The sequence below is a fragment of the Vibrio sp. SALL6 genome, from assembly GCF_002002385.1.
Lineage (GTDB): Bacteria > Pseudomonadota > Gammaproteobacteria > Enterobacterales > Vibrionaceae > Vibrio > Vibrio parahaemolyticus.
The window spans coordinates 63,557-84,740 of sequence record NZ_MQVK01000019.1 but is presented as its reverse complement, the minus strand read 5'-3'; the positions used below and the strand labels follow the sequence as shown (position 1 = coordinate 84,740).

Genomic DNA, 21,184 nt, shown 5'->3' with positions numbered 1-21,184 from the left:
AAAAAGCCCCGCTGACAAAACGGGGCATGAACTTAACTTAATGGAAAGAAATATACACATTTAGAACTAACTCAGTTGAAGTAAAGTTAATTAAGTTAATTCATTCTCTTTCGAGATGTGTCTATTATCGGCTACAAATAGCTGCTGTTAAACATTAATCAAGTATATTTAGGATTTCGTTTTGCTGCTCTTGAATAACGCTTTGCGTTGTTTGAATCTCAGTAATACGATTACTCAAACTCTCTTTCTCAAGCACGTTGTACGTCATCGTTGCAACGCATACGCCAAACAAAACCCATACAACGATCTCAAGCAGCTTTTGCATTGTCTGCCTCCACTCTCTTGAATCCTTTCATACCGAATTTAATACGTCGTGAAATACATTGCGGCGTTACACCGTAGAATTTTGCAGCGGCTGTTAAGCTTTCAAATTCACCGTCAGGCGTAGAAACACGGACGCGCTTTCTAATATTCGCCCCTTCCCACGGACGACGTTCTGCACGTTTCAAGTTCTCAGAGTGCGTAGTTGCTTCAAGTGAACTACGACGATTATCGAGCTTATTTGACCGACAATGATCAGCAACCATTCTAGTCTTGCTACCGTAACCGAAAAGAACAACACGACTTAACGTTGTACAAGTCGATTTGCCAGTTGATTTGTCGTAAACAACCGTTTGTACGTATTCATTTTTCGAACCCTGTTTACGGTTCTTGTAAAGAGTGTAACGCCACAAGCAGTTAGCGACTTTGAGCAAATCAGACAAGTCGATGATCGTGTACTTCATCGGCTGAGTCGGAGTTGAGATATCAAGCACACACCAGTTATGAATCGAATCGATGTAAATCGGCTTCTTGTGTTTGTTCATGCCTTTATCAAGCACTTTAGTTACGACGAAGTTTGCTTCTAAGTTTTTGATGCTCTCAAGAACAGTAATGTCAATATTGTTAGTCATTCAGATTTTCTCTCTTTTGTTGAATCTGAATGTATTTAGAAAAGTAAAAATGAGGTTATAACGCTAGATGTAAACAAAACCAGTTCAAAACCGTCTAGAAAGCTCTCTAAGCCCTTGAAGAATCTAGCAAGTACGATTTATCGAAATAATTTTAAAAATATCTATGAAGAGCATACAAGAAGCATTTCAAGCTGATCTACCAACGATACTCAAGTCGAAATCTGTACAGCAACAAACAGCCAGTTAGAGCAGCTTTAGAAGCTCTTACAAGCGATTTAGTTTGAATTGAAAGTTAAGCGAAGCGGTAGGATTTTGGAGCACCGCAGGTGCGACGGGCGAAGCCCCAATTGAAGACCAGTCGAGAACCTACCAGTAGAACTACCAGTACCATCATCTACTTGAGAGAAAGCGAAGCGACCAAGAGGTCTACTAAGCCGTCTCTTAATATTATTAATAACTTTCTTTTCGCTTCGCTCCTTTCATCCCTTTCATTAGCTATTTATTTTGCGACTTATACTATAGCTATAGCTAGTTAAAATTGCATTACGAACTTCTTACGAACTGCTATAAACTACTTACGAACTGCTGCTTGATTAACGATTTTGCATCATGAACTGCTTACGAACTGCTATGTCACATCATCGAATGTGGAATTACGAACTGCGTAAATTGATGATTTGTTTAACGATGCCGCCATTGACTTTAAAATAATTTCAACTTTTTTGCGAAAATCACCGGAACCTTGATTCTGCTCGATATAAATAAAAATGTAGAAACAAGAAACGAGAACAACATGAGAATCAAGAAGCCACGCAAAACGCCAGAACAGAAGCAAGAGATCTACGACGTATACACATACGGTGATATGACTGTGCTTGAGATAAGCAAGACTTACAAGATATCAACTGCGACCATCTACAACATTGTGAGAGAACTAGAGAATGCAAAAAATGAGTAATACATCAACTGTCCGCGCAAAGTTGCGCAACGACTTACTAGAACAATTTCATGACAGCGGCGATAAACGTTCACTGTCACAACTGCTCAATATTCTATTAGAGCGCCACTTGTGCGCAAAGGAAACACATGAAAAAGCTAACACTATTCGTTAACCGCAATAACTACACACTTCGATTCCAAGATTTCATCAGTAAGAAAAAGAACACGACACACGCTAGTTCGATCATTACTTTTTACGAATCATTCCCTGTTTCGTTGCTCAACTGCGGCGACAAAGCTAAAACTCAAACATTGAAACGAAGACTTGAGCGTAACATTAGCTTGAACAACGTATACGTAGCAGTTGATTCGAATCACTTGCTTGCATTCGATCCTTCAAAAAGCATTGCTATTGCGTACGACTTTGAATCGCGTGAGCTATACGCAGCAACTTGCTCGAACGGCGATTATAACGATGAAAAAGATTCGTTCACGTTCAATGCAGATGCGAGCCTAGTTACGCGAGTTACTATTGACCGTCTATTCGCAACAAAGCCGTTCATCGACCCAAGAGAAGATGAGCTTTTAATATTACGTAAGCAAGTAGCTGACCTACAGAAACAAAATGATGAGAAAGATATTATGATTGCCGAACTAAAACGAATAGAAGCTGAATACAACGAGCTTGTAGCAGCAAAGCAAAGTCTAGAGCGTCAAGTTGAAGAAGAGCATGAACACTCAACAGTTTTAGATATGAGTACTAATACGATAGAAACTATGCCACTAGTTAGCGAATTGAAGTCAAACTGGTGTGAATTAGCATCTTGGCAAAGACGTCTAGACTGCGAACGTTTATCTGCTAATGAAGAACAAAGTTTACGCGACGACCTACATCACGGCTTTAGATGGTTTAACAATTACCGCTCTAAAATTGGACTACAAATGCCAATCGAACTTATGTATCAAAAGCCATTACAAGCAATATCAACTATAAAAAGTACAATTGAAGTATATGAGGAAGAGCTAATGCAAGATGCTGGTAGTCGGTAGACATGACACAATTTGGCTTTTCAACAAGGCTACAGTAGTGAAATTTCACTAATTCAGAACAATTTAATCTGATAGTTATCCTATTTCTCAACCTGTAGCCTTCAAAAGGTTCATGATTCTTAGGGAGAATCAGACTCTAAAGAACAGAGGGTGGATACGAAACGTCTTGTTAAAGTCTGTAATGTCTAATTCATGTTTTTCGAACGATGAATATATGGTTATATTTTCCGATTTTCTGAACCCTACTACTCCGACTGTAAACCACACTTTTATTAATTCATCAAAGTTGGTTAATCGGTTGTCGTGCAGCTCATCGTCTACTGACTTGACCGGCCGCTCTAATAAGTAGTTGAGTGATTTATCTTTGATGTCTTCACTCAACTCTTTGACTTTAAACTCTTGTACATTTACAAACGATAGTGCGTCGAGATAATCCTTTATGTGAGGGAATATGCTTTTCCATTCTTTTACCAACGCCTTCTTGCGAGTAGCAAAATACTTTTCTTCGGCTTCAAGGACGATTTCTTCATTAAGTTCTACATTTCCGTCACACTCAGCCAAGCAAAGGTTAACAAAGTCGATTGCATCTCTCGGTCGCAACATCGTTCTATTGATTATGAACTCGTCAGCTTTTACACCATCGATGTCAAAATTAAACACATCAGAGAAGGTAACTGTTTGACTCGAACGGTATTGGTCTTTAACCAACTGATTTATTCTCAAGTTAAGGATTTCTCTGATTTCAGTCTTGTTCCATGAAATTGCATAAATCAATGACTGATCTTTCTCATCTTGCCGTAGGTTATTATGATAAATACCCATTAAGATATCAGTACGAATTGAAATTAGAACTTTTACTGACTCGATATCTAAGAGTTCTTTAAACGCTTCCAACAATGCGTTTATGAAATCATACCGAATACCACTTGAACTAAGCCACGATTTATCAAGGTCATCAATGCTAATAACTACCCTAAGCTGCTGCTTATTTTCGGAAAACTCTTCGTTAATTACTTTGATCAGCTCTTTTTGTTTTCGAATTAGTTCTCTACTAACGTAGCTAGATGTTTCTCTTTGAATCTTTTGTAAGTTTTCAGTCTGTGTTTACCACCTAAATTTAATACATCGAGAGATAGTTTCCCAGAGAGTTCATTCTGCATCTTTTGAGTAATTTCAGTGACAATGTTGTCATTAAAGAAGTTATCTTTATAAGACTCCATATACTCATTAACAATATCAGGCTTATATCGCTTCTTATGCCCTCCGCGCAAGTCACTTATGAAATCAAAAAAACTTTCGTATGATGATCGATATACTTGTTGAATTACCTTTACAAGTAGAACATGTAACCAAAGAGACTTATAAAAAACTCTCAAATCAATACCGTTTGATACTAAATCTGAGACGAACCTGTTATTATTAATATGTTCGAATACAGTATTTTCAGCCTCTATTGTGTCATGAACTTTGACGTTTCCATGTTCTACAATTTGTTTTAAAAGAGCTGTTTTACCACTGCCAGTTCTTCCAACAATAACACGTTTAGTGAAATCTGGGTTTTCATTAGATGGGTCGAAGTTGACTATACCACGAAAGAGGTCTGACTCATAAAAGCAAGGGGCTAAAAACTATCAGTTTCAGCATCTAAGTTACCAATTTTTGCATTTTTCCTAAATTTAAATGAAGTCATTACACACCCAGTAGTACACACGAATAGTCAAAAGCTATCATATATGGCATACCGAAAAACACAGTTTATTGAAGTTCTTTGATAGCGATCTCATATCCACCATAGAGCATATGGTTTACCTCTCAAGTTATAGCTTGAATGATTGTCAGACATATTTAGCAGGTATGACCAACTAAACTGAAATTTAACCGACATTCTTCGCGAGTACCCATGTTTCGTTGCCAAACTTAATGATCGGATACTGAATCGATATATAGACTTCATAGCCACATCTAGAGCATTTGTGCGGGTATTGCTTGGTTTGATACGGTGATAGCACTTCCCTAGAATCGTCATAACGAAAGACACCACGACTACATTTCTCGCATGTCATTTCAACTACTTCGTCTTTAATTTGCTTAGATCTGGTGTGCTCACGTGATTTCATAGTCAATACCTCTTGTGATATTGCCATGATAGCAAATACTGTATACTTGTACAGTCAAAGCGCGACAAGCCGCTTGCGCGGCTATTGTCTTAATTGAGAACTAACTATTCAGCAATTTCTAAATCCATTTCTGCTATCATTTTGTCTAATTCTTCGTCTATAGATTTAAGTTCTTCAGCGTCTTTAATGTATTCTTGCAGAAGCTCTTCAGTGTCGTCATTCTCTGTATCGTAATCGATGATATCAAGCTGATCTGATAATATGCACATCGTAACGATAGCGTCATTAATACATGTTTTTTGTTGCAGCTCTTTTGAAAATAGCTCGTTGTCTTTCACGTCAAATAGCATTTTAATTACATGTTGCTTTGTATATCTGTTGCTTTCTTCGATATATTTTTCGAGTGCTTTTACAATATCGCCATGCTGAAATTCGCAATCGTCTTTCGTTGAATAATGTCTAATTACATGAGCAGCTTCGTCTATGCTGTCAATATCAAATATAATTCTTCGAATTAGTAGCTTGTCTTCTACTTCGTAAAAAGCGTGCACATATTCATTGATTTTGTTCATGTTCTTTCTCTGTATTTCGTCATTAGTAAGCAACTAGGCAGTCTTTCGACTGCTTAGTACAAGTCTCGCGAGATTATAGATTACACATCGCTAGAATTAACTCGTGTAAATCAGATTGATGCTGTTTGTCTAACTTAGCGAAACGCTCTGAAAATGTATTACGATGCTTTGCGTCGATTGTGTGATATACAATCAAAGCTTTACATTCTTCGACTTGTGCTTCATTCAGTTCGTTTGTTCTGATTGCTTCTAGTAGAGATTTAGCATCGACTTTAAACAGAATATCAAGCTTGCGTTCTGCTATATCTAATTCTTGTTCTGCATCATTTAATAGCATTCTAACATGTTGATTAATTCGCTTTTGTTCGTCTTCGCTATAAGAGTCGATGATATCGATGTCTTTGAATTCATATGTGAATTTATCAGATTCAACGCAGAATGAAATTTCAATCAACTCAGTTACGATATTCAGCATATGAAAAACTTTGCGTGATTCATTGAAAACGCTTTGAATCAAACTTGCATCTGTGATGTTATCTACAATCGTGGAAATTGCAATTTCTTCAATTTCATCGCGTAAGCAATTAAATATATTGTTGAACTCTGAATCTTGATAATCATCTTTTTTTGTTAGAAGAACATTGCCGTCACAAATAATACTATCAACGTTATAAGTGACTTTAATTGCTTGTTTGACTGCTTCTGTCATTCTCTCATCTTTATTAAAGTATACACGAGTCGCGTACGAAGTATTATTTTCAATCAGTTGTTCAGTTTGTGTCATTTCTGCTGTATTCATTTCGATTTCTCTCTTAGTTGTTAATGTGTATTTCGTTGTCGTGAGGCTATTGTCCACCGAGATCTGACCGTGTTAAACATTATTTTCGAAATATTTTTCAGCAGGCATAAAAAAGCAGCCCGAAGGCTGCTTTGTTCATTAAAGAATGCTTAGTTTGCTAGCTCTACTAGCTTTTGTACTTCTTCTTCAGAAGCACCTGATTCTTTCAAAATTTCACGGTATGACGGACTATGTTCGACCAAAAACTTCATCGCCGCACGAAGATTTGAACGTGCTTCGTTGTTGTTAAAATCACCGCTTTCTATTAGACGACCTACTTGTTTTGTGATTCCGACTACAAACGCATACGTAGCTTCTTCGTCGAGTTCAAAATCGACTTCATCACCCACAATCTGATCATCGACTGCGTTATCGTCCATATCGCCGTATTCTTTCGCAATCTCTGCTAGCGTTGCTTGAAGTTCAGGGTTCGCAGCTACAAGGTCGCGCATTTTTTGCAAACCTGCTTGCTCTGCTTCTAAGTCCCACTCTTGAGCAAGTGCTTCTTCAAGCTCTGCTTCAGAGATTTCACCGTTCACAAAGTCTAGTGTCGTTTCTGCTGCAAAGCTGTAGTGACCAAAACTTGCGTACGGGTGTTCGCCGCCTTCAAGTTCTTTCACTACTATGTTGAATAGTTCGCGGTCGTTGCTTTTCAAGAACAGAAAACCTTTACACGTTGTCGTTTCAACGTTGTATTTCTCTTCTACGTGCTTTTGTACCAAGCCTAGTACTGTTTCGTTTGCGTTGTAGTATACGTCTACCGAATAGCTCATTGTTTCTCTCTCTATTGTTACGACTATAAAACCAAAATATTCGAATATCGTACACTTTAATACAATAAGCGTATATACATCAACGATAACAACTATTTTTAATAGCTAAGTCAATAAATGAGGTTAGGTTTAAGAAATGACTAAGAGAGATTGATATTGTTTTCGGTTATGCATAGTGCCCGATGTAAAATTTTTTTACTTGTATTAAAATCAATATGACACTAAACACATTGCAATCAGGGACTTTAATATGTTTAAAAATTGTTTACCGCCTCTAATTTGTGCGTTGATTGTCGGTTGTTCATCTAGTTCGACTGGTACAGATTTACCAGTTAGAGTGATCAATCAAACGATGGCAGAACAATGTAGTTTTATTGGAAGTGTTTCTGGTACTGAAGTCATGAGTTTGACTGTTGATCGGAATATAGAATTAGCAAGGCTCAATGCCGCAGAAGAAGCAGTAAGAATCGGAGCAAACTCAGCAGTCATAGTAGACTCTGAGGTTACAGCCAACGGCAACGCAGCAACTGTAATGATGGATGCTTACCTTTGTGAATAATAAACTCAATTAAGTTATTGCCATTGAGACTATAGTCATGGGTTCTCATTTTTGAATGCAGCCGATTTTACGGAGATTAAAATGAACACAAAGGTACCAAAAGTATTTCTGTCGTACTCACATGACAGTGCTGAACATAAACAATGGGTGCTAGATCTTGCGACACGATTGGTATACGCAGGTATAGATGCTCGCATAGATGCATGGGGGGTTGGTGGTGGTACCGATTTACCCCATTTCATGGAAACTCAGTTGGCAGAAGTTGACCGAGTAGTAATGGTGTGTACTCAAACTTATGTAGATAAAGCAAACAAAGGTACTGGTGGAGTCGGATATGAAAAAATGATTGTCACATCATCTCTAATGACGAGTATTGATGACAATAAAATCATACCGATCATTCGACAAAAAGGTACAAGACACGTCCCTACTTTTCTAAAGACAAAGCTTTACTATGACTTTTCAAATGATAACGCTTTCGAGTCTGTTATTGACGAACTGATGCGTGAAATTCATGGTAGTCCGTTGTACAAGAAGCCAGAACTTGGTAGTAATCCATATCAAACGGCAGAGTCAAAACCAGCCGAAAGCCAAATCGACAAAAAAATGCTATTACTCAAATGGATGGTCGAACGATATGAAAATGGTCACGAGAGATTTGCATTTTCGCAACTACATGACGCATTGGGGTGCTCAAAGATATTCGCAGAAACTTACGTAGCTAGCCTTTTTGAACAAGGGATGATTAAAGGTTGCAGTTGGTTTAACAACAAGAGTAGACGAACTATCAATGGCTACAAACTAACAAACAAGGCAAAGCTACTCGCAATTGATAATGGCTGGGTTATCGAACAATGATTGCTTACTAGAACAAAAAAAGAGAGCCGAAGCTCTCTTTTGTCTTTATTGTATTAAATCAACCCTTCTAAAGATGATCTAATATCTCACTAGTTTTGACTTTTGCGTCGCCAAACAGCATCGAAGTGTTTTCTTTAAAGAACAGTGGGTTCTGAACGCCCGCGTAACCAGTATTCATTGAACGCTTGAATACGATGACGTTTTTCGCGTTCCACACTTCCAATACAGGCATGCCAGCAATCGGACTGTTCGGATCTTCTAGCGCTGCTGGGTTTACAGTGTCGTTCGCACCAATAACCAGAACCGTATCTGTTTCTGAGAAATCATCATTGATTTCGTCCATTTCCAGAACGATGTCGTATGGTACTTTCGCTTCTGCAAGTAGCACGTTCATGTGACCAGGCAGACGACCCGCGACAGGGTGAATACCAAAACGAACTTCAATACCTTGTGAACGAAGTGCATCAGTAATTTCATGCACCGGGTACTGCGCTTGCGCTACTGCCATGCCGTATCCCGGAGTGATGATTACTGACTTCGAGTTTTTCAGCATTTCAGCCACTTCTTCAGCAGTGGTTTCACGGTGTTCGCCCTGCTCTTCATCACTTGAAATGATAATCTCTTGACCAAAGCCACCAGCAATAACACTGATAAACGAGCGGTTCATCGCTTTACACATGATGTATGACAGAATCGCACCTGAAGAACCCACCAAAGCACCTGTTACAATCAATAGGTCGTTTGCAAGCATGAAACCTGCTGCTGCCGCTGCCCAACCTGAGTACGAGTTAAGCATAGAAACAACAACTGGCATATCCGCGCCACCAATGGATGCGACTAGGTGGTAACCAAATGCGAACGCAATTAACGTCATCACGATAAGCGCGAACATGCTGCCATCTGCTTTTACGAAGTAGATCATTAGAAGCGTTGAAACTACGATCGCAGCCAAATTCATTTTGTGCTTGTGAGGAAGGTTCAGTGGAGACGATGAAATCACACCACGTAACTTACCAAACGCAACAATAGAACCTGTGAACGTTACAGCACCAATGAATACACCAAGGAAAACTTCGACAAGGTGGATAACATGCTCTGCATGCGTTGCAGCTTCTGGTGCGTCTAAGTAGCTATTGTAACCAACAAGTACCGCCGCCAAACCTACAAAGCTATGTAGAATAGCAACCAGTTCTGGCATTTCGGTCATCTCTACTTTCTTGGCGTAGAAAATACCGATCGCACCACCGATCGCCATCGCGATAATGATCCAACCAAAACCTTGAGCATCTGGGCTAAAGATCGTTGCGATCAACGCGATCGCCATACCCGCGATACCGTAGTAGTTACCGTTACGTGCGGACTCTTGCTTAGACAGCCCCGCCAAACTCATGATGAAAAATAATGCAGCAACAATGTAAGCTGCTTGTACTAATCCTGCAGACATTGTGACTCCTTATTTATCTTTGCGGAACATTTCAAGCATGCGCTTGGTTACGGTGAAACCACCAAATATATTGATACTTGCAATCAATACAGCAATAAAGGATAGGAATGATACAACCCCGTTTCCTTGTCCGATTTGCAACAACGCTCCAACCACAATAATGCCCGAGATAGCATTCGTTACAGACATTAGTGGCGTATGCAGAGCATGTGTTACGTTCCAAACCACGTAGTAGCCCACCACACACGCAAGAACAAACACTGTAAAGTGAGAAAGGAACGCAGCAGGTGCTACCGATGCAATCCAAGCAAATGCGCCAACGGCTGCAACAAGACCAATCAACTTTTTAGTCGGAGAAGTTGGTTCTTCAACTTTTGGCTCTTTCTTAATGGGTTGAGCTTGCTTAGCTTGAGGCTGAGCCGATACTTGAATTGGTGGAGCAGGCCAAGTGATTTCGCCTTCTTTAATAACAGTAACACCACGAAGAACCACATCTTCGAAATCAATATTGATGTTGCCGTCTTTTTCTTTACAAAGCAGTTTAAGAAGGTTTACAAGGTTGGTTGCGTAAAGCTGGGAAGATTGCGTTGGCAAACGGCCGACCATGTCGGTGTAACCAACAATTTTTACGCCGTTGTCTGTCATGATAACTTGGTCTTTCACTGTGTATTCACAGTTACCACCATTAGCGGCTGCCAAGTCAACAATCACACTACCCGCTTTCATGCTATCGACCATTTCTTTGGTGATCAACTTCGGAGCAGGTCTGCCTGGGATTAATGCAGTTGTGATGATGATATCAACGTCTTTAGCTTGCTCTGCATATAGCTCTGCCGCTTTCTTATTGAAGTCATCAGACATTTCTTTTGCGTAGCCGTCACCAGAACCAGAGTCTTCTTGGAAATCCACGGTCAGAAACTCCGCACCCATCGACTCAACTTGTTCTTTTACTTCTGGACGAACGTCAAACGCACGAACGATAGCACCAAGACTGCCAGCCGCACCGATTGCAGCCAAACCCGCTACACCTGCACCAGCAACCAAAACTTTCGCTGGTGGCACTTTACCTGCAGCTGTAATTTGACCGGTAAAGAAGCGACCAAACTCATGCGCCGCTTCAACTACCGCGCGGTAACCGGCAATGTTAGCCATTGAAGAAAGTGCATCCAAGGCTTGTGCACGAGAGATTCGAGGAACAGAATCCATAGCAAGAACGTTAATATTCTTACTTGATAGTTGTTCCATCAACTCTGCGTTTTGAGCTGGCCAAATAAAGCTAACAAGTGTTGCACCATCTTGTAGTAACGCGATTTCGTCGATGCCTTTTTCTTCATCTACGATTGGCGCATTCACTTTTAAGATAAGACCAGATGCCCATACTTCGTCACTAGAAACGACTTTCGCTCCAGCAGCTTCATAAGCAGCATCATCGAAACTTGCTAGCACCCCCGCTTGAGATTCGATAACGACGTCGAATCCCAATTTAATTAACTGCTCAACCGACTTCGGCGATGCAGCCACTCGCGATTCACCCGCGAGTATCTCTCTAGGTACACCGATTTGCAAAACGCATACTCCTTGTATACATATCAATAAATTAGTCCCAAAACAGAGCTGTGCTCTACTCTAATTCTTTTTTATTTCTATCTGTTTACCACGCAAGACAATTGCAAACGAAAGATGGTGTTTGGGGCCACCCATTTGCACAATAACACCTTGACTAACAGCCCTGTTATTATTCTGTTTGTATCGAACGTGGGTTATGACTTCAAGTGTTTTGTAATTTAAATACTAAATTTCATTACATATAACGCTAAGTAATCAAAGATTCTCGCTTTGACCATGAAAAATAACAACGCTTTGTCACACAAGACCGAGGTCTAACCAGATCGTCGTAACTACTTAGTTAACAGACATTTAAGCTAAAAAAAGAAAGAGCCATCAGCATATACACTAATGGCCCTCGTTAAGATGATTCGTATCAAGTTGCAGCGAATTGTTAATCGAAGATTTTGTCGCCCATTTGATCGATAAACATTTGAGATTTCTTCAACATCAGCTCGTTTGCATCTCCCTCAGAGGCGAGCAAATCAGAGCGAATGAAACGATGCGTTTTGACTTCTCCATCGTAGGACTTTTCAATGCGTCCTGCGATTCTGTATTGACCGCCTTCTGAAATGCTCTCTTGATAGATCAGAAAGCCTTTGTATTCGACAGGCTCTACCGTTTTTACTTCGGCAGTTTTTTCACTGCCACCAAACAAGCGTGAAAAGAATCCCACGATTCCTCCTTGGGTACGATTACTCTATTGTTTCGGTTCTGCGCAAACGCCAATCACCTAATGTTGACGTTTAAGATTGGTTTCTCAAACCAATCCAGCTCTTTGTCATCATCATAACCGGTATGAGAGAAAATGACAGGCACATCATTATCGCGATTCTTACGCCTGTCTTCTAAAATCATAGCGGCAGCATTGTGTACCGCGACATCCACGCTTTGCTTGAACTGAGTGAGTTTTCTTTCCGGTAGTGCAGAAAGAAAATCAATATCATGACGAATATAAACAGGTTTAAGCTGAATCAGCGCGAGACAGGCAATATCTGCCAACTGCTCGTTATCGAATTGAGAAGTGTATTGGTCTGAACTTAGCACTTGACCAACGAGGGTTTCCATATAGTTATGTACGTCAGAACTGATCTGCATTGATGATTCTCCTATGTTCATTGTGAACAAGTATAGCAGCCGGTCGTTTTGAACAACTCATTGATTGGTCTTAATTTAATCAATCTCTCTCTTTTTGTTGCGATGCGAGCCAAAATACTTGGGAAAATGCGCAAATACACGTATTCTTCTTAAATCAAAAAGCAAGAAAATCAAATACTCACCTTACTCGGTATTGATTAAATGCTTAACGTAACATACTAGATATAATCAACTATTTGCAGGCAGTTTTTAATAAATGTCCTCATCTTTAATGACGTCATCAGGCTTTAGATTTTTATTCCCGATCGCACTATTAGGTATGGTGAGTGTTGGTATGGGCAACATCATTCAGATGACTCAATCCAACTGGGGTATTGCTGCAAACCTACCTTATATCTTGCTAGGTTGTGCGCTCGTGCTTTGCTACTCCTTTAAGCAAGGCAGAGAGTCAATGGTCTGCTTATCCATGTTGGTGGCATACTTTGTTATTCAGCATCGATTGCAAGTCCCTCTAAACAGCGGAACCGCGTTATTAGAACTCACTATTCTCGCTACCCTGCTTCCTGTCTCCTTTTTGACGGTCTTTCTGTTCAACAAAGATGGATTCGATTCAAAAGCCATGTTCATCTATGTTTTGATGCTGGTGATGTTCATCTTGTGGTCCTACATCATCTTGGCATATTACGTTGATGGTGGCTTTGAGCAATGGACCAGCGGCATTTTGTTCATTGTGCCTAGCGTATCTAAGCTGCCGTTTATTCTTGTTTTGTATTGTGTTGGTATTGTGTGCTTTCTCGGTATTCTGCTGCTGAAAACCAACAAAATCATCCATGCGATGACCTATTCTGCAATGGCTTTGGCTTCCGCAACATTCATCTTCTTTGATGTGCAGTACATTTCCAGCACCATGTTTACGCTTACTGGTCTGCTCATCATCATCTATTCGACCTCGGCGAGTCACCAACTTGCTTTTACTGACAGCCTAACGCAGATTCCAAGCCGCAGAGCATTAGATTTAGATCTAAAACACATGGGCAGAAAGTTCACAATTGCAATGCTCGATGTCGACCACTTCAAGAAATTTAACGACACGTACGGGCATGACATCGGCGATGATGTGCTCAAAATGGTGGCTTCAAGATTGATGAAAACACGTGGTGGTGCAAAGGTTTATCGCTTCGGCGGCGAAGAGTTCACCATGGTCTTCAAGGGAAAAAACGTTGAAGATTGTCGCCAATATATAGAAGAAGCTCGTAAAGCTATCGCTGAATATGAAATGATCCTCCGTGACAAAGCCTCTCGCCCTGACGATCACAAGCAAGGCCAGCAAAACCGAGGTACCGAAGACATGCAAAGAGAATCGGTATTCGTCACGGCGAGCTTTGGTGCTGCAGACAGTAGAAACGGAAGAGAACCTGCTGAAGTCATCAAACTGGCGGATGCGGCATTGTATAAAGCTAAAAAAGCAGGTCGAAATTGCACCAGAGTGAATCAGAACTAATCACATAAAAAAATACAACGACCGCACTCAAATAAGTACGGTCGTTTTGTTTAGACAGTTCAACGGCAAGTTTCGTCAATCCTGATTAAAGAACAGAACCAAACTGCCGCCTTTCAGATCACTGCCATAATTAATGGTTAAACCGATACCAATATTGTCTATCCAATCGGACTCAAACGGTGGAGTCATCAACCATCCAATACTGCCTTCATAATAATTCGTGGTATTTAGCGGATCGCTCGTATCGCCACCAATATCGATTCGACTAAAGCTGGTATAGAAAGATTGAACTGTCGTACCAATATGAGCGACGTCGTAGAAGACTTTGACACCATTTACCCAATACCAACCTTCCGGCTTTCCTACATTCCCGTTATTTGCCTCACCCCATCCAGTTCCATAGAAGTAATGTGGCGATGTCCAGAGATACCATTTACCCCATGATTCTTGTTCAAGGTATTTTAACTTGGCGTTAAGCTGTCCGAGCAAAGCCCAAGCACTGGTATTTATCAATGCGCCATCCAAAATAGGTTGGAGTGCCGTAATTGCATCACTTCGGTAGGTATAGTCCGTTTTATAATGTATGAGGTGAGCCCCTAGCGCACCACTTAAGCTAAAGTGTTCTGTGAGCTGCTTTTCCACTTCAAACTCGTTGTACCCACCGATAAACTGCTCTTTACTTCGATCAGGAATAGGTTCTTCATTGAAGTAAACATCTTGATCAATGCCCAACAGATAAAAGCGTCCATTAAAACGATACGTTAGTTTCTCAGTTTCGTTTTCGGCAAGGTCAAAGCTGTAAGGTAACGTGAATTCTTTGATCTCTTTGCGCAGATCCAAAGAGTCTGCCGTCCCAATATCTTCGTTACTTAAGTTGAAGTATTGGTTAGGGTCGAAATCATGAAACCCAAATGTAAATACATCGGTGTCAGTTAAAACCACACTCAATGCAAAGTTGTACTCAAATTCTTTGACTATTAAATCATTAAGCGTTTCGGCTTGTGAAGCCGCGGACAAAAGTGACAGTGTAGCTATAGCGTAACTGTTGATAACAGTTTGTTTCAACTTGCGTTTACCATTGTATAAGTATTGCGACCTAACGATTTTGAAGTATAAAGCGCCCTATCTGCCGTGGCATACAAATCTGCTTGATTCTCTTTTCCAGTGGGTTGGAACACAAACACACCCTGTGACACCGTCACTCTATTTGCAACGCTTGAGAACTCATGCTGATAGTCAAGGAAGTACATCGCTTCTTGAATGCGCTCTGCTTCCCTTTCTGCCGTTTGCGCGTCCGTGCTACTGAGTAAAACCACAAACTCTTCTCCGCCATAACGACCAACATATTCACCAGAACGACAGAATGTTGCTTTAAGCTGGTTGGCAATCGCTTGTAAACAGCGGTCACCTTCTATGTGTCCATAGTTATCATTAAATGGCTTAAAGAAATCGACATCTAACAGTATCATCGCCATCGGCATATGGTGCCTTCCATGCCACGCCACCATTGAATCTAACTTTTGATCAATGTAACGGCGGTTGAAAAGCTTGGTCAGTCCATCCTCGTTGGCTTGTTGAGTGAGAAGTTGGTTGACTTGCTCTAGTTGGGCTGTTGCTTGTTTGAGTTCTCGACGCATATGCGCGATACGCTGCATCGCTATGAGTTTGGAGTTCAGGACGAGTTTGTCAACTGGCTTAATCAAATAGTCATCGCCGCCCGCATCGATCGCTTTCGCAATCATTTCAGGTTCTTCATGACTACTTAAGAAAATGATAGGAATCCAGTCTGGAAAAGTTTCTCGAACATGGAGGGAGACTTCAAAACCGTTCATTTCAGGCATGGAAATATCAAGCAGTACCAGTTCGGGGTCAAAGCTCTCGTAAGTATTTAAAGCTTCTATACCGCTACCGACGGCTTTGACGATATGTCCAAGCTGTTTAAGACGAATAGCCAACTGCATTCTGTCTAGTTGAACATCATCAACCAGAAGAATACGCATTGATGTCCCTGTAGGCTGCATAACGCGTTCCATTTTTATTTGTCTTTATTAAACATATACCATACTCATAGACTTGTTGCATTACGCTAAGAATTAAGTGCTATATTTTTTGTCGATTTGTCACGAATTCAAATGGTTCTTATGGTAGCTATTTGATGCATTTGGTATTACTATTCCCGCCTTTTGTAACGAGAGACACACCATGTCAGAAGCAACTAACAACGAAAACAAAAAAATTGATCTAGAAACCATTTCTCCAGAACTACGTAAAGTTATCGAATTTGACGAAGTTCCAGAGCAAATGTTCGAAATGGTTACCTCTATCCATGAAGTGTCTGAAGAAGCTGTACGTGCGTCTTGGGACGAAATGCCTGCAAGCGCGCAAAACATTCTAGATAACTTCGAGCAGTTCCATGCTCTAGTATCAGTAGGCCAAGCGTTTGCTGGTATTAATGTAATGGAAGAGTTCCCAACTCTGAATCTGCCAGAAAACATGACAGATGAAGATAAAGAAGAGTACCGTTCGCAACTGCTTGATAACGTTCTTCACAACTGTGTTAAAGACATGGTTAAGCAACTGAAGAAAGCACGCCGCGACCCAATTCTTAAGCGTGAATTCAAAGAAGTATTTGCAAAATAATTGCTAGAATACAAATAATTAAGGCCGCATCGCGGCCTTTTTTGGTCATGTAATAAGTCAATTCTTTTATAGGTTTAATGCGGTGCTAGCGCAACGTCTCTCTGCGTGACACTCACACCTTTCACCTGAGCATAAACCTTGTCACCCACTTTCAAGTTCAAGTCATCAAGCGCCCATGGCGTAATAGTCGCCCACAAATAGCATCCATCATCTAACTGCAAAGAGACGTTAATACTTTGCTTATCATCTCCCGCGTTAAACGCTTCTATCGAATGAACTTCGGCAGGCAATACATTTCGGATTGACGTTGCTTTCGGCTGCTCTAAAGCAATCGAGACATCATTTGCACGCACCTGTAAACGAATTAGCGTGTCGGGCTCACCATCAATCTTTTGAACCCAAAGTGACGCGCTTGGAGCGAGCTTCACACGAGTCAGCGCATATCGCGAATGGTGTGCATCGATCTTTCCTTCAAACAGACTGCTTTGATCGGAGAATGATTGCCATGGTCGCATTGCGTGAGAAGCCCAAACCTCTTCAAGTTTGCCAGATGTGGTTACTTGTCCTTTATCTATAATCGCAAGATGCTGAGCAAGCCTCAAAATCTCTTGTAGACTATGCGTTACATAGATAATGGGAATGTTCACCTTGTCTGACAACTCTTCCAGAAATGGCATGACTTCACGCTTTCTGGGCATATCTAGTGATGCGAGAGGTTCATCCATCAACAACAAATCAGGCTTCGATAACAGTGCACGAGCAATAGCGACACGTTGCTTTTCACCGCCAGAGAGTGAGATTGGGAAACGCTTTAAAAGAGGTTTGATGGAGAGCAAGTCCGTAACAGCATCAAAATATGCATCATCTTTTTCCTTCACCCCATACAAAAGATTGCCCTGTACAGAGTAATGAGGAAATAAACGCGAATCCTGAAATACATACCCGATTTTACGTTTATGCGTTGGTAAATTGATCCCTTGTTCACTGTCAAACAAGACGTGCTCACCAATTGCAATTCTGCCCTGTTTTGGCGTCACCAACCCACTAATCACATTGATTAATGTGGTTTTACCAGCTCCAGAACGTCCAAATAATGCACTTATTTCGTTACGTGGTAACGAAAGATCGATATCAAAGTTAGTTTCGCCAAGCGTTTGTTTGAATTGAATTTTAATTGTCATCGCTTCGCACCCAATCTACTCGCTGCTTTACGATTCAACCACTCAGAAATCATCAACGTCGATAAAGCGAGTGCAATAGAAATGATACACAAGCGTGCCGCTTCCATTTCCGCTCCCGGCGTTTCAATAAAATTGTACATAGCGAGAGGAATGGTTTGTGTCTCCCCGGGAATATTGGACACAAAACTGATGGTTGCGCCAAACTCACCCAGACTGCGGGCAAACGACAGCATAGTGCCCGTGATGATTCCAGGAATCGTCAGAGGCAAAGTAATGGTTAAAAAGACTTTTAAAGGCGATGCGCCCAACGTGGATGCCGCGTGTTCCAGTTTAGGGTCCACACTTTCCAAACTTAACCGGACAGAACGAACCATCAAAGGCAATGCGACAACAATACAAGCGACAACTGCCCCTTTCCAATTAAAGCTAAACACCAAACCTAAATGCTCATAGAGCCAACGCCCTAAAAAGCCTTGTCGCCCTAACGAGACCAACAACAAATAACCAATCACCACTGGTGGAAGCACCAGTGGTAAATGAATCAAGCTATCTAAAATAGATTTGCCGAAGAACTCTTTGCGAGAAAGTAACCAAGCAAGAAACACACCTAAAGGAATAAGCCAAAGTACCGCATAAGCGCCAACTTTTAAGCTCAACATTAGGGCTTGGTATTCAAGTTCTGTCACTCTTTGTCCCTATTATTGAAAACAGCATTATTGTTGGAAACCGTAATGAGCAAAAACTCGCTTCGCGTCTTCCGATTTCAAATACTGGAAGAATTGTCTCGATTCCGTTGAATCGTTCACTACCGCCGCTGGATAAACGATGGCCGCATGCGTATCACTCGCAAACTCGCCAACGATTTTCACTTTGCTAGTCAACTGCGCATCGGTCTTATAAACCACCCCTAAAGGAGCTTCTCCGCGCTCAACTAAAGCCAAAGCAAGACGTACATTTTTTGCTGGTGCAACTTTGGTTTGAATCTCTTTCCATACACCCAGTGTAGTCAGTGATTCTTTCGCGTACATCCCTGCCGGCACAGACGTAGGGTTGCCCAATGCGAGGCGACTGCCATTTAACGCCGCTTCCCAAGCTTTTGCATCCGCGAAGTTAAATACGGCTAAGCTTGACGTTTGAGGTGCAATAAGAACGAGACTATTGCGAACTAAATTAGTGACATTGTCACCATCTATAATACCTTCATCAACCAAGTAGTCCATCCATTTCGCGTTTGCAGAAATAAACACATCAGCTGGGGCACCATTGATAATTTGTCGTGCGATCGAAGACGAGCCGCCATACACAGGCGTAACTGTTACGTCATACTTTTCTTTAAAATCTTGAGCGATTTCGTCAATCGCATTCGTCATCGAAGACGCAGCATAAACTTTCAGATCCGTTGCTGCATTTGTTGAGAAAGAAATGCTTAATATTGCCGCTAGGCAAGCATGCGTTTTCCATGCTTTCATAAAGTGACTCCGTACAAGGCAAGCGAAAATTCTATCTAGCCAAATGAATGCGTTCCCAGCCCGATCCGTTTTTTGAAAAAGGAGCCGAGAGAAAGTTTGGTTAAAGATAGCGTTTGGTTAACGAGTTATTTAAACAGAAAGTCAAGGTTCATGTGTTGTTCTATCGCATCCGCAATACGGTTAATACCTTGTTCTTTCAATGCTTCAAAATCTTGCTGTTTGACCTGAGTGCCATTCACCCACTCAGTAATGAGGTTTAGCGCTTTCGCTTCGTCAAAAAATCCGTGCAAGTAGGTTCCCATAATTTGACCACATTCACTAATGGCACCGTCACATTCTCCGTTGTCGAGTTCAAGCGGTTGTTCGTCAAGTACCTGGCTTCTACCAACATGAATCTCATAACCTTTCACCTTCGCTTTTTGGTTATTGAGATTGAGCACAGCTTCAGTCTTGGTGAGCTGTTTACTACCAGTCAGCACGGTATGAACATTCAATAGTCCCAAACCTTCGCTTGAACCCGGTTCACCTTCTACACCGTCTGGATCATCAATCGTTTTACCAAGCATCTGGTAGCCACCACAAATGCCCATTACTTTTCCACCTAAACGAATGTGGCGCAGAATGTCTTTATCCCAACCTTGACTTTTTAGATATGCCAAATCGTCTCGTACTGATTTCGTTCCCGGTAAAATGATGAGATCGGCTTTATCTATCTTCTCACCTTTCCCAACATAGCGAAGATTAATGTCGGGATTTAAGCGTAAAACATCAAAGTCAGTATGATTGCTAATGCGCGTTAACACCGGAACAACCACATTTAACTTAACTTCAGAGTTCAACTCCTGCTGTGCAGTAATGGCGTCTTCGGCTTCTAGGTTCAAGCCGTGCAGATATGGCAACACGCCTAAAACAGGCTTACCCGTTTTTTCTTCTAGCCAATCCAGACCTGATTGCAGCAAACGAATATCGCCACGAAAGCGATTAATGACAAACCCTTTTACTCTCGCCTGTTCAGATTCAGAAAGTAACGCCAATGTTCCGTATAAATGCGCAAACACACCGCCACGATCAATATCCGCAACAATAATCACTGGCACATCGGCTGCTTCCGCAAACCCCATGTTTGCGATATCGCCTTCTCTCAAGTTGATTTCCGCAGGGCTACCAGCACCTTCGATCATGATCGAATCAAACTCTTTAGTCAGCTTAGAAAACGAATCCAACACCGTGTTCATGGCCACTTTTTTGTAGTCGTGGAAACTGGCGGCATCCATATTCGACAAAGCTTTACCTTGAAGAATTATCTGAGCACCTGTGTCGCTATTTGGCTTAATCAAAACCGGATTCATGTGCACAGTTGGCTCAATATTACACGCCTGAGCTTGAACCGCTTGAGCTCGTCCAATTTCACCGCCATCTTTGGTTACGGCACTATTGAGCGCCATATTTTGTGGCTTAAATGGGGCAACATTTATCCCTTTTCTGGCTAATACACGGCATAAACCTGCCACAAGTACACTTTTTCCGGCATCCGAGGTGGTGCCTTGAACCATTAACGATGGAATTGCTGATTTCATGAACATTTGT

22 protein-coding genes are annotated in these 21,184 nt (G+C 41.2%); 6 read left to right on the top strand and 16 right to left on the bottom strand.

All coding sequences use genetic code 11. The features are described 5' to 3' along the window. Positions 1 to 154 precede the first annotated feature (154 nt). Positions 155 to 325: a hypothetical protein gene (locus tag BIW15_RS25115; RefSeq protein WP_179115273.1), complete on the bottom strand. Its 171-nt coding sequence runs from the start codon at positions 323 to 325 to the stop codon at positions 155 to 157. Then, positions 309 to 953 carry a hypothetical protein gene (locus BIW15_RS11200; protein ID WP_077281019.1) on the bottom strand — a complete coding sequence of 215 codons (645 nt, stop codon included), beginning with the start codon at positions 951 to 953 and terminating at the stop codon, positions 309 to 311. Before BIW15_RS11200 ends, BIW15_RS25115 begins: the two co-directional genes overlap by 17 nt. Before the next feature lie 793 nt (positions 954 to 1,746). Between BIW15_RS11200 and BIW15_RS25110 the strand changes: the two genes are divergently transcribed. Beyond that, positions 1,747 to 1,911 carry a hypothetical protein gene (locus BIW15_RS25110; RefSeq protein WP_179115272.1) on the top strand — a complete coding sequence of 55 codons (165 nt, stop codon included), beginning with the start codon at positions 1,747 to 1,749 and terminating at the stop codon, positions 1,909 to 1,911. Positions 1,912 to 2,039: 128 nt separating this feature from the next. Next, positions 2,040 to 2,942, top strand: a complete 903-nt coding sequence (locus BIW15_RS11195; RefSeq protein ID WP_077281018.1) for a hypothetical protein — start codon at positions 2,040 to 2,042, stop codon at positions 2,940 to 2,942. Positions 2,943 to 3,071: 129 nt separating this feature from the next. On the opposite strand, the gene BIW15_RS25210 is transcribed toward BIW15_RS11195, so the two are convergent. From BIW15_RS25210 to BIW15_RS11175, 4 genes are all read right to left on the bottom strand, one after another. After that, a complete protein-coding gene (locus BIW15_RS25210) occupies positions 3,072 to 3,953 on the bottom strand; it encodes a P-loop ATPase, Sll1717 family (RefSeq protein WP_257966906.1) in 882 nt (293 codons plus the stop codon). Between the two features lie 1,210 nt (positions 3,954 to 5,163). Next, the gene (locus BIW15_RS11185) at positions 5,164 to 5,631 is read right to left on the bottom strand and encodes a hypothetical protein (protein ID WP_077281017.1); all 468 of its coding nucleotides are present in this window, start codon (positions 5,629 to 5,631) and stop codon (positions 5,164 to 5,166) included. 73 nt (positions 5,632 to 5,704) lie between these two features. Further along, a complete protein-coding gene (locus tag BIW15_RS11180) occupies positions 5,705 to 6,430 on the bottom strand; it encodes a hypothetical protein (RefSeq protein WP_077281016.1) in 726 nt (241 codons plus the stop codon). 149 nt (positions 6,431 to 6,579) lie between these two features. Further along, positions 6,580 to 7,242, bottom strand: a complete 663-nt coding sequence (locus tag BIW15_RS11175; protein WP_077281015.1) for a hypothetical protein — start codon at positions 7,240 to 7,242, stop codon at positions 6,580 to 6,582. A 250-nt stretch (positions 7,243 to 7,492) separates the two neighbouring features. On the opposite strand from BIW15_RS11175, the gene BIW15_RS11170 reads away from it, so the two are divergent. Continuing rightward, positions 7,493 to 7,801: a hypothetical protein gene (locus BIW15_RS11170; RefSeq protein ID WP_077281014.1), complete on the top strand. Its 309-nt coding sequence runs from the start codon at positions 7,493 to 7,495 to the stop codon at positions 7,799 to 7,801. Positions 7,802 to 7,882: 81 nt separating this feature from the next. Further along, the gene (locus BIW15_RS11165; RefSeq protein WP_077281013.1) at positions 7,883 to 8,659 is read left to right on the top strand and encodes a toll/interleukin-1 receptor domain-containing protein; all 777 of its coding nucleotides are present in this window, start codon (positions 7,883 to 7,885) and stop codon (positions 8,657 to 8,659) included. Between the two features lie 67 nt (positions 8,660 to 8,726). On the opposite strand, the gene pntB is transcribed toward BIW15_RS11165, so the two are convergent. From pntB to BIW15_RS11145, 4 genes are all read right to left on the bottom strand, one after another. After that, positions 8,727 to 10,103: a Re/Si-specific NAD(P)(+) transhydrogenase subunit beta gene (gene pntB / locus BIW15_RS11160; protein ID WP_077281012.1), complete on the bottom strand. Its 1,377-nt coding sequence runs from the start codon at positions 10,101 to 10,103 to the stop codon at positions 8,727 to 8,729. A gap of 9 nt (positions 10,104 to 10,112) precedes the next feature. Continuing rightward, positions 10,113 to 11,669 (bottom strand): Re/Si-specific NAD(P)(+) transhydrogenase subunit alpha, encoded by a 1,557-nt coding sequence (locus BIW15_RS11155; RefSeq protein ID WP_025502005.1) that lies wholly within the window; start codon positions 11,667 to 11,669, stop codon positions 10,113 to 10,115. 433 nt (positions 11,670 to 12,102) lie between these two features. Continuing rightward, on the bottom strand, positions 12,103 to 12,384 hold the full coding sequence (locus BIW15_RS11150; protein ID WP_005498884.1) for an HlyU family transcriptional regulator: 282 nt from the start codon (positions 12,382 to 12,384) through the stop codon (positions 12,103 to 12,105). A gap of 53 nt (positions 12,385 to 12,437) precedes the next feature. Then, positions 12,438 to 12,806, bottom strand: coding sequence for a late competence development ComFB family protein (locus BIW15_RS11145; RefSeq protein ID WP_020835311.1), 369 nt, complete (start codon positions 12,804 to 12,806; stop codon positions 12,438 to 12,440). Between the two features lie 256 nt (positions 12,807 to 13,062). On the opposite strand from BIW15_RS11145, the gene BIW15_RS11140 reads away from it, so the two are divergent. Beyond that, complete coding sequence (locus BIW15_RS11140; protein WP_011106381.1) at positions 13,063 to 14,307, top strand: GGDEF domain-containing protein; 1,245 nt, start codon at positions 13,063 to 13,065, stop codon at positions 14,305 to 14,307. Positions 14,308 to 14,382: 75 nt separating this feature from the next. On the opposite strand, the gene BIW15_RS11135 is transcribed toward BIW15_RS11140, so the two are convergent. Continuing rightward, positions 14,383 to 15,372 carry a Solitary outer membrane autotransporter beta-barrel domain gene (locus BIW15_RS11135; RefSeq protein ID WP_077281011.1) on the bottom strand — a complete coding sequence of 330 codons (990 nt, stop codon included), beginning with the start codon at positions 15,370 to 15,372 and terminating at the stop codon, positions 14,383 to 14,385. Next, positions 15,369 to 16,328: a diguanylate cyclase gene (locus BIW15_RS11130; RefSeq protein WP_005479359.1), complete on the bottom strand. Its 960-nt coding sequence runs from the start codon at positions 16,326 to 16,328 to the stop codon at positions 15,369 to 15,371. The genes BIW15_RS11135 and BIW15_RS11130 overlap by 4 nt, the downstream gene beginning before the upstream one ends. 181 nt (positions 16,329 to 16,509) lie before the next feature. Between BIW15_RS11130 and BIW15_RS11125 the strand changes: the two genes are divergently transcribed. Further along, the gene (locus BIW15_RS11125; RefSeq protein ID WP_029802103.1) at positions 16,510 to 16,947 is read left to right on the top strand and encodes a DUF3069 domain-containing protein; all 438 of its coding nucleotides are present in this window, start codon (positions 16,510 to 16,512) and stop codon (positions 16,945 to 16,947) included. Between the two features lie 74 nt (positions 16,948 to 17,021). Here BIW15_RS11125 and modC read toward each other — a convergent pair whose 3' ends face one another. The 4 genes from modC to BIW15_RS11105 all read right to left on the bottom strand — a co-directional run bounded on the left by modC (position 17,022) and on the right by BIW15_RS11105 (position 21,174). Continuing rightward, on the bottom strand, positions 17,022 to 18,128 hold the full coding sequence (gene modC / locus BIW15_RS11120) for a molybdenum ABC transporter ATP-binding protein ModC (RefSeq protein WP_077281010.1): 1,107 nt from the start codon (positions 18,126 to 18,128) through the stop codon (positions 17,022 to 17,024). After that, a complete protein-coding gene (gene modB / locus BIW15_RS11115) occupies positions 18,125 to 18,814 on the bottom strand; it encodes a molybdate ABC transporter permease subunit (protein ID WP_005460972.1) in 690 nt (229 codons plus the stop codon). The genes modC and modB overlap by 4 nt, the downstream gene beginning before the upstream one ends. A gap of 27 nt (positions 18,815 to 18,841) precedes the next feature. Then, positions 18,842 to 19,597, bottom strand: coding sequence for a molybdate ABC transporter substrate-binding protein (gene modA / locus BIW15_RS11110; RefSeq protein WP_077281009.1), 756 nt, complete (start codon positions 19,595 to 19,597; stop codon positions 18,842 to 18,844). A gap of 125 nt (positions 19,598 to 19,722) precedes the next feature. Beyond that, complete coding sequence (locus BIW15_RS11105) at positions 19,723 to 21,174, bottom strand: cobyric acid synthase (protein ID WP_077281100.1); 1,452 nt, start codon at positions 21,172 to 21,174, stop codon at positions 19,723 to 19,725. Positions 21,175 to 21,184: the final 10 nt, after the last annotated feature.